Annotated in this window: 12 protein-coding genes; 6 read left to right on the top strand and 6 right to left on the bottom strand. The window is 60.1% G+C overall.

Going from position 1 to position 14,076, the window contains the following annotated elements; genetic code table 11:
* Positions 1 to 26 precede the first annotated feature (26 nt).
* Together QMK54_RS20965 and QMK54_RS20960 are read left to right on the top strand one after the other, a co-directional pair.
* Positions 27 to 1,352 carry an MFS transporter gene (locus QMK54_RS20965; RefSeq protein ID WP_110660818.1) on the top strand — a complete coding sequence of 442 codons (1,326 nt, stop codon included), beginning with the start codon at positions 27 to 29 and terminating at the stop codon, positions 1,350 to 1,352.
* A 69-nt stretch (positions 1,353 to 1,421) separates the two neighbouring features.
* Entirely contained in the window at positions 1,422 to 2,813 is a 1,392-nt protein-coding gene (locus QMK54_RS20960) for an FAD-dependent oxidoreductase (protein ID WP_223589077.1), read from the top strand.
* Positions 2,814 to 2,816: 3 nt separating this feature from the next.
* Here QMK54_RS20960 and QMK54_RS20955 read toward each other — a convergent pair whose 3' ends face one another.
* Positions 2,817 to 4,238: a type VI secretion system Vgr family protein gene (locus tag QMK54_RS20955; protein ID WP_223589134.1), complete on the bottom strand. Its 1,422-nt coding sequence runs from the start codon at positions 4,236 to 4,238 to the stop codon at positions 2,817 to 2,819.
* A gap of 225 nt (positions 4,239 to 4,463) precedes the next feature.
* Here QMK54_RS20955 and QMK54_RS20950 point away from each other — a divergent pair, with 225 nt between their 5' ends.
* Complete coding sequence (locus tag QMK54_RS20950; protein WP_223589079.1) at positions 4,464 to 5,168, top strand: YebC/PmpR family DNA-binding transcriptional regulator; 705 nt, start codon at positions 4,464 to 4,466, stop codon at positions 5,166 to 5,168.
* A 126-nt stretch (positions 5,169 to 5,294) separates the two neighbouring features.
* On the opposite strand, the gene QMK54_RS20945 is transcribed toward QMK54_RS20950, so the two are convergent.
* From QMK54_RS20945 to QMK54_RS20930, 4 genes are all read right to left on the bottom strand, one after another.
* Complete coding sequence (locus QMK54_RS20945; protein ID WP_320401268.1) at positions 5,295 to 6,614, bottom strand: leucine-rich repeat-containing protein kinase family protein; 1,320 nt, start codon at positions 6,612 to 6,614, stop codon at positions 5,295 to 5,297.
* 185 nt (positions 6,615 to 6,799) lie between these two features.
* Entirely contained in the window at positions 6,800 to 7,924 is a 1,125-nt protein-coding gene (gene zapE, locus QMK54_RS20940; RefSeq protein ID WP_110661902.1) for a cell division protein ZapE, read from the bottom strand.
* Positions 7,925 to 8,146: 222 nt separating this feature from the next.
* A complete protein-coding gene (locus QMK54_RS20935; RefSeq protein WP_320401267.1) occupies positions 8,147 to 8,899 on the bottom strand; it encodes an anti-sigma factor in 753 nt (250 codons plus the stop codon).
* Positions 8,896 to 9,402 (bottom strand): sigma-70 family RNA polymerase sigma factor, encoded by a 507-nt coding sequence (locus tag QMK54_RS20930; RefSeq protein ID WP_103395435.1) that lies wholly within the window; start codon positions 9,400 to 9,402, stop codon positions 8,896 to 8,898. The genes QMK54_RS20935 and QMK54_RS20930 overlap by 4 nt, the downstream gene beginning before the upstream one ends.
* A 158-nt stretch (positions 9,403 to 9,560) precedes the next feature.
* Here QMK54_RS20930 and QMK54_RS20925 point away from each other — a divergent pair, with 158 nt between their 5' ends.
* From QMK54_RS20925 to QMK54_RS20915, 3 genes are all read left to right on the top strand, one after another.
* Complete coding sequence (locus QMK54_RS20925) at positions 9,561 to 10,646, top strand: catalase family peroxidase (protein ID WP_320401266.1); 1,086 nt, start codon at positions 9,561 to 9,563, stop codon at positions 10,644 to 10,646.
* Positions 10,643 to 11,188 (top strand): cytochrome b, encoded by a 546-nt coding sequence (locus tag QMK54_RS20920; protein ID WP_223589087.1) that lies wholly within the window; start codon positions 10,643 to 10,645, stop codon positions 11,186 to 11,188. The genes QMK54_RS20925 and QMK54_RS20920 overlap by 4 nt, the downstream gene beginning before the upstream one ends.
* Before the next feature lie 161 nt (positions 11,189 to 11,349).
* Complete coding sequence (locus QMK54_RS20915) at positions 11,350 to 12,699, top strand: hypothetical protein (protein ID WP_320401265.1); 1,350 nt, start codon at positions 11,350 to 11,352, stop codon at positions 12,697 to 12,699.
* A gap of 60 nt (positions 12,700 to 12,759) precedes the next feature.
* Here the strand turns inward: QMK54_RS20915 and QMK54_RS20910 are convergent, their stop codons facing one another.
* Entirely contained in the window at positions 12,760 to 13,911 is a 1,152-nt protein-coding gene (locus QMK54_RS20910; RefSeq protein ID WP_110660276.1) for a M14-type cytosolic carboxypeptidase, read from the bottom strand.
* Between the last annotated feature and the right edge of the window lie 165 nt (positions 13,912 to 14,076).

The following is a 14,076-nucleotide window of genomic DNA, read 5'->3' as shown; positions in this document are numbered from 1 at the left end:
ACTCACACCCTGAGGTCAGAACTACAATGAACAAGCACATCGGCACCATCAAGCGTTGGCGCGTGCAGATCTTCGCGATCACCTGGCTCGCCTACGCCGCTTTCTACTTCACCCGCAAAGCGTTCTCGGTCGCCAAACTCGGTATTGGCGAAGATCCGACCTTCATGCTCGACAAAATGGCCATGGCCAACCTCGACGCCATCTACCTGACGGCTTACGCCGTTGGCCAATTCACCTGGGGCATCCTCGCCGACCGCTTCGGGCCGCGGGTGGTGGTGCTCGGCGGGTTGCTGATTTCCGCCGCAGCAGCGCTGGTGATGGGCAACTTTGCAACGTTACCGATTTTCGCTACCTGCATGCTGATACAAGGCCTGGCGCAATCCACCGGTTGGTCGGGATTGTGCAAGAACCTCGGCAGCTTCTTTCCCTCCGAGCAACGCGGGCGGGTATTGGGCCTGTGGAGTTCCTGCTATGCCTTTGGTGGTCTGGTAGCCTCGCCGTTTGCCGGTTGGTGGGCGTACACGCTCATCGGTAGCTGGCATGCGGCGTTTGTTTCCAGTGCGGCGGTGGTTGGGCTGGTCGCCGTGCTGTTTTTTATTTTCCAACGCAACAAACCGGAAGACGTGGGCTTGCCGGCGGTGGAACCGGAACCTGAGCTGACCGCCGAACAAGCTGACGCGCAAAGCAAAATCAGCATGTGGGAGCCGCTAAAGGAAATCCTGCGCAACCGCACCGTGCTGGTGTTGGGATTGGCGTACTTCATGCTCAAGCCGGCGCGCTACGCGATTCTGCTGTGGGGGCCGGTGATCGTCTTCGAACAGATGCCTTCGGTGGGCAAGGTGGGTGCGGCGATCATTCCGACCGCGTTTGAACTGGCGGGATTGCTTGGGCCGATCCTGATTGGCCTGGCCTCGGACAAACTGTTCGGCGCCCGGCGCATGCCGGCCTGCGTGATCAGCCTGTTGGCGCTAACGGTGTCCCTGGCGTTTTTCATGGGCGCCCTGCATACCGGCAGCGTACTGCTGGTGGTGGCGCTGCTGTTCGTCATGGGCCTGACCCTCTATGGACCTGACTCGATGATCAGCGGCTCGGCCGCCATCGACTTCGGCACCGCCAAGGCCGGCGCCACGGCAGCCGGTTTCGTCAACGGCTGCGGCTCGGTCGGGGCGATTCTCGGTGGCCTGCTACCGGGTTACTTCGACACCGTTACCGTGTTCATTGTCTTCGCCGGCTGCGCGATGTTCTCGGCGCTGGTGCTGATCCCGCACTGGAACAGCCGCCCTGGCGGCCTGAAAACCAACTACCCCTTCGTGCCCAATCGGGCGATGAACATCAAACCCCTGCGCACCTGAATCCTGCCCCGCGTCGCCTGCTGCGTCTGCGGCAGGCTGGCGTGTGGGCCATTGACTGGAGATTTCCCCATGAGACCCTTTTGGCTGGACCAGGCCTTGAAGGCTGATGCATCCGAAACCTGTCCGCCACTGGAAGGCGACAGCCGCGCCGACGTGTGTATCGTCGGCGGCGGCTACACCGGGTTGTGGACCGCGATCATGCTCAAGGAACAGAACCCCGAGCTGGACGTGTTGCTGATCGAAGCGGATATCTGTGGCGCCGGGGCCAGTGGGCGCAACGGCGGTTGTGCGTTGTCGTGGTCGGCCAAGTATTTCACTCTTGAGCGCTTGTTCGGCGTCGAAGAGGCCGTGCGCCTGGTCAAGGAGTCCGAGCGCAGCATTCATGCCATCGGCGCGTTCTGCGAAAAATACGCGGTGGACGCCGATTACCGCCTCGACGGCACGCTCTACACCGCCACCAACCGTGCGCAATACGGCTCGACCGATGCGGTCATCGCCGCACTGGAGCGCAACGGCATCAACTCATTCACCCAGCGGCCGGTGGCTGATGTGCAGCGCATGGCCGGGTCCGGCAAACACCTGGAAGGCTGGTTTTCCCCGGCCGCGGCGAGTGTGCAGCCAGGCAAGCTGGTGCGCGGTCTGCGCCGGGTCGCCCTGCAGCTGGGCGTGAGGATTCACGAAAACACCGCGATGACCGGGCTGGAAGAGGGCAAGCCGGTGGGCATTCAAACCCCCAACGGCACCGTCCGCGCCGACCGCGTGGTGCTGGCGATGAATGCCTGGATGGCCCGGGCGTTCCCGCAGTTCGAGCGCAGCGTGGCGATCGTTTCCAGCGACATGCTGATCACTGAACCCCGCCCGGACCTGCTCAATGAAATCGGCTTGACCAGCGGCGTCACGGTGCTCGATTCGCGGATTTTCGTGCACTACTACCACAACACCCCGGACGGCCGGATCATGCTGGGCAAGGGCGGCAATACCTTCGCTTACGGTGGACGCATGCTGCCGGTGTTCGATCAGCCTTCGCCTTATGCGGGTTTGTTGCAGAACAGCCTGGCGGATTTCTTCCCGGCGTTTGCCGACGTCAAGGTTGAAGCGACCTGGAATGGTCCGTCGGACCGCTCGGTGACCGGGCTGCCGTTTTTCGGGCAGATGAGCGCCAGTGGCAATGTGTTCTACGGTTTCGGCTACTCCGGCAGCGGTGTCGGTCCCTGCCATATGGGCGGACAGATTCTGGCGTCGATGGTCCAGGGCCTGGACAACCCCTGGACCCGCTCGCCGCTGGTCAACGGCCCGCTGGGTTTTTTCCCGCCGGAGCCGATTCGCTACCTCGGCTCGTTGATGGTGCGCAACGCCATCCGCCGCAAGGAACGCGCGGAGGATCACGGGCGTCGGCCACGGCATCTGGACGTGCGCCTGGCGAAGTTCGCTGCCGCCGCCGGCAAGGCTGACAAGGGCTGAGTTTCAGGGCGCAAGGTCCGAGCGGGTGAGCAGCCAGTCGAACAGCAGGCGGGTATCGCCACGGGGCTCGCGCGGGCGAGGACGATGAGGTTTCGGCCTAGGGCCCAGAGCCGTACAGAGCACCGGGCGATCCGGGTCACTGTCGAGGAAAATCACCAGTACCTCACTGCCGGCCACGGGCAAGCGGGACGGATCGATCCAGTCCTCGGCGCAGGTCAGCGCCAGCGGCAGCCACAGGCCGGTGGACGCCTCCGTGGCTGATGGCGTGGCGGGCCAGAGGCGCACCTGAACCCGGCCATCCTCATCCACTGGCGCCGGTTGCCCGAGCGGGCCGCACACCTGGCCGGGCTGATACCCGGGAATGCTCGGCCGGGGTTGTTTGAGTGGGGGCCTGTACACCGTCGACCAGGGGATGGCGCTGAATTGATTGCGGTAGCCCGCGGCCATGCCCGACGAGTCGTCGAGCAGAATCGATGAGTGGCGCCCCTGATGGCTTATTTCTGTCACCAGCCATTGATCATTGAAATTCGCCAGCGGGTGCTCGGCCACTTGCAGGATCCGACCACTGCGAAATGCCCTCTGGTTACTTTGACCGTGGATCTGCAGGTGTCGGCAGCGCAGGCGTTCCAGTTGTCGACGGCTGAGCTGGTCGCGATGTTGTTGTTCGCGGGCGGGACAATGCCGTGCTGTGGCGAACGAGTGATTGGCTGCGCCTTCGCTGATGTCTGCTGCACCCGGATTCCTGGCGCCAGGGCGCACAGGGGAGAGCGGGGCATCATGGCGCTGGAACAATTCGCTGATCACCGGTTCCTGGTGCTCGCCGAGGGCATTGTTGCTCATCGACATGAGCAACGGTTCCTGGGGAAAACTCAGGCTGTCATCGGCCAGCACCAGCACATGGCCGTCGTGTTGATGCTCGAAGTGATAGTGGATGCCTTCTTCCTCGCACAGTCGTTGCAGCAACGCCAGGTCGGTTTCATCGTACTGGATGCAAAAAGGTCGCAGTGGATAGTGCCCGGTTGTCAGTTCAAAGCGATAACTGCTGGCGGGCAATCCATGCTCCTCAAGCAATTGGCGCAGGATCATGGGCACGCTGGTGCGCTGGAAAACACGTCGACATCGTTGCTGATCCAGCGCCTGGACACGGGGCACCAGCGCCAGTTTGTAGGCGACCCGGTGTCCGCTTCGATGTTCACAACTGGCACTGTGCAGCACGCCATGAATGCCTTGGTCGTGGCCGAACTCGAGGACTGCCGGTTGGTGCAGCAATCGCTCAAGGTTCAGGGCCGGTGCCAGCCCGATGACCTCGATGTCGAATCGATAGGGCTGGTTGAGAGCTTCATGACCACTGAACCGTACCACCTGGAAACTCAGGTCGTTGTCGAGAAGCGTGAGGGTGGTGGGACTTTCCTTGTCGTTGTGCATCGAACGCGCTACCGCCGTGGAGTAGGGTGCAGAGCGTACGAAACCCCAGCGCATTGCGGGCACGCCAAAGCGACATTTCCGAATCGCCCTACAACCGCTGGTGAAGATGTCGATGCAAGTCGGGATTTTTTGGTCGATTGCCAACTTTAGGCCGTATAAACTTGCGCAAAGCGTCGGCCAATAGATGTCTCGGCGCCACAGATGCCACAGATAAGAGAGTGAGAAATGGGCGCACAGTGGAAGGTTAAACACAAAGAAGCGGCAGCCAATGCCAAGGGCAAGATCTTCGGCAAACTGGTGAAGGAAATCACCATTGCTGCGCGCAACGGCGCTGATATTGCTACCAACGCACACTTGCGCCTGGTGGTTGAACAGGCCAAGAAAGCTTCGATGCCCAAGGAAACACTGGATCGCGCCATCAAGAAGGGCGCGGGCCTGCTGGGCGAAACCGTGCAATACCATCGCGTGACCTATGAAGGGTTCGCCCCGCATCAGGTGCCGCTGATCGTTGAGTGCGTGACCGACAACATCAACCGCACCGTCGCCGAGATCCGCGTAGCGTTCCGCAAGGGCCAACTGGGCGCGTCCGGCTCCGTGGCCTGGGACTTCAACCATGTCGGCATGATCGAAGCGTCGCCGGACACCCCGGACGCCGATCCGGAAATGGCCGCCATCGAAGCCGGTGCACAGGATTTCGAACCGGCTGAAGAGGGTGCAACCCTGTTCCTGACCGAGCCGACCGACCTCGACGCGGTCCAGAAAGCCCTGCCGGAACAAGGCTTCACCGTGCTGTCGGCCAAACTGGGTTACCAGCCGAAGAACCCGGTCAGCGGCCTGAGCGATGAGCAGATGGCGGAAGTCGAAGCGTTCCTCGAAGGCCTCGATAACCACGACGACGTGCAGGATATGTTTGTCGGCTTGGCGGGTTGATCGGACTGGCCTGGATCTGACTTGTGGCGAGGGGGCTTGCCCCCGTTCGGTTGCGCAGCAGCCGTCGCTTTTGGGACGGCTTCGCCGTCCAACGGGGGCAAGCCCCCTCGCCACATTGTTTTGTATTTACAGTTTGAACTCAGCTAATTCCTGAACAACTTCCTCAAACCCAGGCCGCGCCAGCACCTGCGGCTGACAGCAACGCTGCTCCAGCTGTTCCAGCACCCCACGCTGCTCATCGCTCAACCCCGAATCAACCCGCGCCAGCAATTCCCCCAGCAATACCCCGAACGCCCGTACCTCGATCCGCTGCAAGGCACGGCTTTCCGGGCTGTCGGACAAGGCGTGGAATGACGCCGCGCCAAAATCCCCCAGCAAGCAATCACCCTGTTCATTCCACAGAATATTGTGTCCATAGAGGTCGCCGTGGGTGATGCCATGGCCGTGCAGGTGCTCGGCCACCGAGGCGATGCCCGCGGCAATGCGTAGCGCCACCGCTGCATTGAAGCGCAAGTCGTCGGGGTAAATGTCGCGGCTGCACGACGCCAGGCTGGGCAGCGCGGCAAGGTTGCGGTAGCTCGGTGCGATCAGTTGCATCACCAGTCCGGCGGTTTGCTGCGGGTGATCGACAATCCGCCCTTCGACGCGAATCAGGTTCGGGTGCAGCCCGGCTGTGATGCAGGCGTTCATCTCGTGCAATGGCGAACCGTCGCTGGTCATTTCGCCCTTGTAGAGCTTCACCGCAATAGCCATGGGTGGCTGATCAACCGGTTGCCAGCGGGCTTGATGAATCACTCCGGAGGCCCCTTCGCCGAGTTTTTTCTCCAGGCGTAATGCCGACCAGTCAATGCGCGGTGTGGCGTCGAGGGCCGCGGCATCGGCTTCGGTTTCCAGTGGGTTACCGGCGTACGCCAGCCAGGTCAGGCTCGGCAGTTCCAGCAGCCATTGTGGCAACTCGGTCAACTGGTTGGCGGCAATGCGGAGCAGCTCCAGTCGATGGCACTGACGCAACGACTCCGGCAGCGTGTGCAGACGGTTGCCGGCGAGCATGAGCTTTTGCAGGAACGGGCGCTCTCCCAGTTCCTCCGGCAAGGTTTCGATGCTGTTGTCGGTCAGGATCAGCCAGCGCAAAAGAGGCGGGAGGGCCGCTGCGGGCACGTGAACGATACGGTTGGCCTTGAAGCCGATCATCGTCAGTGCGGCGCATTGGCCCAGGCAGGCCGGCAACTCGGTGAAGCGGTTATCGGAACAGAACAACACGCGCAAACGCGTCAGGCGATGCAAGTCCTCGGGCAGGGCGCTCAAGGCATTGCCAGTGAGGTTGAGCACTTCCAGCGAGTCCGCCAGATCGAAAATTTCCCGAGGGAATTCGGTGAGGCCATCGACCAGATCCAGCCGTGTGATGCCCGACAACTCGCCGGCACGCAATTGAGCAAGGGTATGCATGAACAGATTCGCTATTGATCAAGGAGTAGGCGCGAGGCCCCGCAAATGCGCGACATGATAGCGGGAAAGATGTGGCGACTGTCAGGCCGCCTTCGCGAGCAAGCCCGCTCCCACAAAGGATCGGTAATCAATGTGGGAACGGGCTTGCTCGCGAAGAGGCCCTTCAATACAACAAAAAAAACCGCTCATGCCAGTTCGCTGACTTCGACCAGTTGCCCCAATCGACTGCGGGTGCGCGCCAGATCAATGGCATCACCACCCAGGCTTTCGCGCAATGAGTGCTGCCCAAGCAGCGTCAGGTGTTTGTCCTGGTCGTACAGCACGTCGATGAGGTTGATGAAGCGCTGTTGGGCGGCAATCGAGCACTCGCCAAGCCGCGGCAGGTCATCGATGATCCAGCGGTCGAAGCGGCGGCACAGTTCCAGATAGTCCATCACGGCCGTGGGTTGCTCGCACAGGTCGGCGAAGGTAAAACCAATGCGCCGCTCCTCGCACAAGCGCGCCTGGAAATGCCGGGTGCCGACGGGCAACGACACGGCCGGGGCGTCGCGATCCGGCAGGTGCAAAGCCTGACGCTGCGCCACACTGGCCGGCCACACGTAATGGCCCTGGGTGAACACCTGTTGCGCGTGGCTGCGGATCTGGCTTCGATAGTCGTGCGGCCCGCCGACTTCCATCACCTGCATGCGCGTATTGATCAAGTCGATCACCGGTTTGAAGCGGGCGTGGTACAGCGGATTGGGCAGCAGGCCTTCGGGCGGGTAATTGGAGGTCAGCAGCACCAGGATGCCGCGCTGGAACAGCGCCTTGAACAGCCGGGTGATGAGCATCGCATCGCCGATGTCGTGCACATGGAACTCATCGAAACACAGCACCCGGCAATCGCTGAGCAGTTCATCGAGGGTGATCGCCAGGGCGTCGGCCTGTTCGCGGTGCTTGAACATGCCCAGATGCAGTTGGGCGAAAAACTCATGGAAGTGCAGGCGTTGTTTTTCCGCGAGGGGAATGGCCCGGAAAAACCCGTCGAGCAACCAGCTTTTGCCGCGCCCCACGGCACCATGCAGGTAAAGGCCGGGAAGGGTTTTCGACGATTCACCCATCAGTATCGAGGCATGCAGGGCCATGCAGTCGATCACGCGCTGTTGGCTGTGACTCAGGGTATAACCCCGAGAGTGGGCCTGGTGGCGAAAGTAATCGTGGATGACTTGGCGTGTCGCGTAGCTGCCCGCAGCCGGTGCCCTGCCGAGCAGACGACGCAACGCTTGCCAGCGCGATTGGGTTCGCGAACGGTTGGGCGGTCGAACGGCCACTGGGATATCACCTCTGGAGTGCGGGCAGGCTCTTCGTGCTGCGGCGGCATAGTGTAACCAGAGCAGTGAATTGGCTTCCAGCGGAGTCGCACTGCAAACCCTGTGGGAGCGGGCTTGCTCGCGAAGGGGGCGCATCAGTCAACATGATGTTGTTTGACACACCGCCTTCGCGAGCAAGTCGGATCGCCGCACCGCCGCTCCCATATTTGATTGGGGTCACCATCAAAACTGTACTGTTTTGCTGAGCATCCGCGCCGCCGGGGTGTCCGTCGGGCTGACCATCGCATAGTTGTAGCCGCTTCCCGACCAGTACTCGGCCTGCAACCCGCCATCACTGCGGCTGCCCCTGGGCAGGAGAAAGTTTTTCGGTCCGGGCGGTCGCACATAGAAACTGATCTTCTGCCCGCTCTGGTTCTCGTAGACCACCATCGCCGCCGGTCCTTGCTCGGTGCTCAGCAGGCGCCCGCTAACCGGTTTGAATCCGGCATCCGAAAGGTCGGGCAGGCGATTGGCCTGTGTGAAATAACGGTCGAGCCAACCCTGCATATCACCGTCCTCGCCGACTTTGTAATCGGCCGGCAGGAGGCCTTGCTGGGCAATCAGGCGATAGGCTTGCAGTGCGTCGGCCATCGGTGCCGATGCGCTGAGCAGGGTCATTTGCCGTGCTTGCCAACCGCTAACGCCGCCGATGCCGACCGCGATCAACAACACCGCGGCACTGGCCAGGTGCCGACGGGCCTGGCGTTTGAGGCGCTGGCGTATCACTGCCGGATCGAGGTCCGGGTTGGTTGGCTGCTGCAAGGCGCCACCAAGGGCGGCGCGCAGTTGCTGGGCGTCCAGTTGCCAAGCGTGCACTTGTGCGGAGATTTCGGGATTGCTGGCCAGAAAAGTCTCGACCAGGCGTCGGTCGGCGTCGCTCAGTTGGTGGTCGACGTAGGCGTGCAGGTCACGCTCGCTGGGGGGCATGCTGATCATTTGAGTCTCCGCAGGGATGGGCGGTTGATTTCGCCATCGCTGAGTTGGCGCAGGGCCTGGCGAGCCCGGGACAGGCGGGACATCACGGTGCCGGTGGGTACGTCGAGAATCTCGGCGACCTCTTTGTAGCTCAAGCCTTCCACGGACACCCAGAGCAGCAGCGCGCGTTGTTCGGTGGGCAGTCGGTCGAAGGCGTTGAGGGTCGATTGGGCTATGACTGTGCGCTCCACCGAGGGCTGGGCATCGTCACGGCCGGTGAAAAAGTCGAGCATGCGCGCATAGCGCCGGGAGCGGCGGTGCGCATCGAGAAACTGTCGATAGAGAATCGAGAACAGCCAGGCGCGCAAGTCGCCCTCGGCGCGTTTGCTACCCCAACTCGACAGCGCGCGCTCCAGGCAGGCTTGCACCAGGTCGTCAGCGCTGCTGGTGTTGCGCGTCAACGACACGGCGAAGCGCCGCAATCGGGGAATGATTTCTCTGAGTTGTTCGTCGATATCGTTCATCAAACTCTGACTAGTCACTACGCTTTGGACTAGGAAGACGCCCGGTACTCGAGGTTATTCCACGTCAGAAAAAATAAAAACCGCGTGTGGGAATAAACCTGCGTGCGGTTCGTCTGCTTGATTCTTCTCACTTGTGGCCGATGGCCCTGGAGTCTTTCATGGTAGATCGATCATCACCGCCAATCCGGCCGCCCCTGAGCGCCGCCAGCCTGATGTTGCGTCTGGCTGGCATTGCCGTAGTCGTTGCCGCAGTGGCTGGGGCGTTTGCCTACGTCAACGGCACTCTCGACCCACAGCGCCTGACCCCGAAGAAACTAATCAACGTGCTGGAAACCAACAATGGCGTGCATCCGGGGTTCCGTCGCAATCACTCCAAAGGTGTGTGCGTGATCGGGTATTTCGAGAGCAGCGGTGAGGCACGCAGCTATTCCACCGCTCAGGTGTTCAACGACGCGCGGACGCCGGTGGTCGGACGTTTTGCTCTGCCCGCCGGTAATCCATACGCACCGGACAATGCTGTGCCGATCCGTAGCATGGCCTTGCGCTTCACTCAGGCCAACGGCCAGCAGTGGCGCACCGGGATGAACAGCATGCCGGTGTTCCCGGTGGGCACGCCCGAGGCGTTCTACCAGTTTCAACAAGCCCAGTCGCCAGACCCGGCCACCGGCAAACCCGATCCCAAGGCCGTGCCGGCGTTTTTCGGTTCGCATCCCGAATCCGCGCCTTTCCTGGCCTGGGTCAAGACGGCCAAGCCGTCGGCCAGCTACGTCACCGAAACCTACAACAGCGTCAATGCGTTTTACCTGGTCAACGCCGCCGGTCAAAAGCAAGCGGTACGCTGGAGCATGACGCCAGTGGCCCAAGACGCGCCGGGGGCCACGGCACCGCAGGGCAGTGATTTCCTGGAAAAAGACCTGGTTCAGCGAATCGCCGCCGGCCCGTTGCGCTGGCAGTTGAACATCACCCTGGCCAACCCCGGCGATCCGGTCAACGACGCCAGCAAGGCCTGGCCCGAAGGGCGCAAGGTGTTGAACGCTGGCACTCTGGTGCTTGAAAAGACTCAGCCGCAACTCAACGGCGAATGCCGTGACATCAACTACGACCCGCTGGTGCTGCCTGCCGGGATCGAAAGTTCCGACGACCCGCTGCTCGCCGCTCGTTCAGCCGGTTACGCCAATTCCTACCTGCGTCGCACCAGCGAAGTCAGCCAGTTGCCCGCCGCCAAACAGGAGGCACAGCAATGAACACCCAACCGAACCACTTCGCACCGCTGGCGCGCCTGCTGCACTGGCTGATGGCGCTGATGATCATCGCCATGCTGTTTATCGGCGCTGGCATGGTTGCCTCGGTGTCCGAGCGTCATGAATGGCTGATTCATCTGCACAAACCCTTGGGCGTCGCGATTTTGTTGTTAGTGATCGTGCGTCTGGTGGTGCGCTTTTCCACCACGCAGCCACCGCTGCCGGCGGACTTGCTGGCTGTGCAAGTACTCGCGGCCAAGGCTTCGCATGTCTTGTTGTATGCATTGATGCTGGTCTTGCCGCTTTTGGGCTGGGCGATGATTTCGGCATCGGGCGAACCGGTGATGCTCAGCAATTCGCTGCAGTTGCCGTCGATTGTGCCGGCGAACGCGCAGGTGTTTGCGTTTTTGCGCAAAGCCCACGGGTATCTGGCGTATCTGTTGTTTCTGACCGTGTTGCTGCATTTGGCGGCAGCGTTGTTTCACGGCTGGGTGCGCCGCGATGAGGTGCTGGACAGTATGTTGCGGGGTAAGGGTCGCGGTTGAACTCATTACGCTAAAAGACAGTTTTAAGAAGGGAGGGCGCTCACCTGTCAACTTTGACAGTTTCGCTGATCTGAAAAAGCACGTTCAATGCTCTAAGGCTGCAGTGATCCCGAACGGGGTCAGTCGAAGAGCACTGATCGTGCCATTCCGGGAGACGGGCCATGTCCAAGACAGCAGGTGTGGGTTCCATGCGACGCGCTTTTTCCGGGCTGTCGTTAGTGTGTTTGGCTTTGATACTCGGAGCCTGTGCACATCCGCCGACGACTGATTCCGCGGAACCGAAAAAACGGGTTGTCGAGAATGTTGCGAGTAAATCGACAGCGGAGTTGTATGCGGATTTGATTGCGCCAGCGGTTTTCGAACGTTCGAGTTCAAAGGTCATTGATGGGTATACCGTTGAGAGCGGCAAGCTACGGTTGCCGGACAAATCCGAGGGTTCTTTGGTCACTGTTCGATCGGCTGACGGAAGCTTGACAGCATTGATCAATAAGCCGGGACAATTCGGCTCCTTACATGTCGATAGTAAGGGGGTAAGTCATTTTATTCCGGAGCCTGAGGCTAAAACCGATATTGAAGACGCTGTTCCCAATCCGAATGAACAGGTCGCTACTGCATCTGTGAATTCAACTAAGTCAGAGCATTTTGTTGTAGATGTACTGATGGGGTATTCCAAGGCGGGAGTTATTAGAGCAGGCGGCGATGCGCATGCCGATGCGTTGGCCAAGATTGAGTTGGTCAATATGATGTTACGCAATTCCTTGGTGGACAACGTTTCATTGAGACTGGTTGGTATTCAGATAGTTGAAGATGATTACCCCATTTCAACTGAAACCCTCGGGAAACTACGTACAATTTTTGCCGAGGGTATGGCCAAGTTTGGGCCAGACGTTACGTACGGAAATTTTGCTTATATTGTGCCAGGAGGGCCAATGGGGTTGGGATGGACGCCTGGTGGTTCTGCTATCGGTGTATCGAATGGCGCTTATATATTCGCTCACGAGATTGGTCACAATGCAGGCAGTAATCACTGCAATGTTAACGGCGTGAACAACTATCGTTTTGGATATTTTAATGGAAAATCGCGAAGTATCTTATGTCACGGCCCAAACTCAATTTACTATTCGACACCGGCCGTCATTGATCAGTACGGTTTGCCGTTAGGCAATGCTGTTACCGCCGATACAGCGCGTGTCTGGCGCGAAAATGCTGTGCGGTTATCCTCTTACGCTCCACCTCAGACCCCGCCAACCGCCCCAGAAAACTTTGCCAAAGTGGGGTCAACCGCCAGGACGATTACTTTTAGCTGGAACGCATCACCTAAAGCTGTTCGATATGAAATATACAGCGTGGATTTTTCTACTGGGGGCCCTATGCCAACAAAAATTGGAGACACTACGGCGTTAACTTTTACCACAACCAATATCTTCGGGGAGGCGCTGTACTTGGTTAAGGCCGTTAGTTTTATTGGCCTGGTTTCACCGTCGAGCAATTCCGTTGTTGCAACACCATAAATGCTCAAGTGAGTGACGTGGCCTGCTGTCAGGCCACGTCACTCTGTCGTTGTAGTCGAATCAGCGCAAGGTATCGACCATATCGGCAAGCGTGGTCAACACATCCTTGCCCAGTTGCTTCGAACGCTTGCCCGACCAGCCGGTTTCCGCGTTCGGGTGGTCGTCGTGATCCTTGAACGGCATTTCCAGGGTCAGCGACAGGCAGTCGTACTTCTGGCCCACACTGTTGCAGGCCAGCGTCATGTTGGCCTGTCCCGGTTCGTCGCGGGTGTAGCCGTACTTGGTCTGGAAGTCTTTGGTGGTGTGCTTCAGGTGGCTGCGGAAGTGCTCCTCGAGCTTTTCGATCCGCGGCGTGTAACCGGGGTTGCCCTCGCAACCGGCGGTGAACACGTGAGGGATTTCCTCGTCACCATGGGCGTCGAGGAACATATCGACGCCGTACTTTTCCATCTGCTGCTGAACGAACAGGACTTCCGGGCTGATTTCCTGGCTGGCGCTCTGCCAGGCGCGATTGAGGTCCTGGCCCATGGCGTTGGTGCGCAGGTGGCCGTGGAAGGCACCGTCCGGATTCATGTTCGGCACCAGGTACAGATCGGCGCTGGCCAGCAGTTTGTTCAGCACTGGGTCGTCGTGTTTTTCCAGGCGCTCGATCACGCCTTCCATGAACCACTCGGCCATGTGCTCGCCTGGATGTTGCTGGGCAATCATCCACACTTTTTTTCGTCCTTCAGCACCAGTGCCTTTACGCAGCAACTGGATGTCGCGGCCTTCGACGCTCTTGCCGGTGGCCAGCAGTTCGGTACCGGCCTTGCTCAGCGCCTGCTCGATCAGCCAGTCGTGGCGGCCGCGGCTGTAGGGTTCGAAGTAGGCGAACCAGGCGTGGGTCTGCTCGGCCTCGAGGCTGAAGCGCAGGCAGTCACCTTCGAAGATGGTCGGTACGCGGAACCAGTTGACGTGATCGTAGGACGCCACTGCCTGGTAACCGGTCCAGGCCTTGTTATAAGAGGATTGGCTGGCATTGTTCAGGCGAAACCAGTGTTCCTGGCCGACATGCAGGCCGCTGGCCTTGAAGTGGAACCACTGGAAATGGTTGCTTTTGGTGTCCGGGCGGATCGCCAGCAGGGGCTTGAGCGGGTCGCTGAGGTCGATCACCTGGATGTTGCCGCTGTCGAAATTGGCACTGATATCGAAAGAAGATTTAGCCACGGCCATAATCGGGTCCTGAATATGATTTTTATGGTGGCTACTTTACACGCAAGAGTGGGATGAAACCGAGGGGAATTGCGGGGTGCGAGGGTGGGGGGCGTCCTCCTTGACGCCGTCGCAGCTTAGAGATTATGCGATTGATTCTCAAGTGCTATCTGTCGCTGATTTGAA

The sequence above is a fragment of the Pseudomonas sp. P5_109 genome (assembly GCF_034009455.1).
In the GTDB taxonomy this organism is placed as follows: Bacteria; Pseudomonadota; Gammaproteobacteria; order Pseudomonadales; family Pseudomonadaceae; genus Aquipseudomonas.
This window is presented reverse-complemented; position numbering and strand designations above follow the sequence as displayed.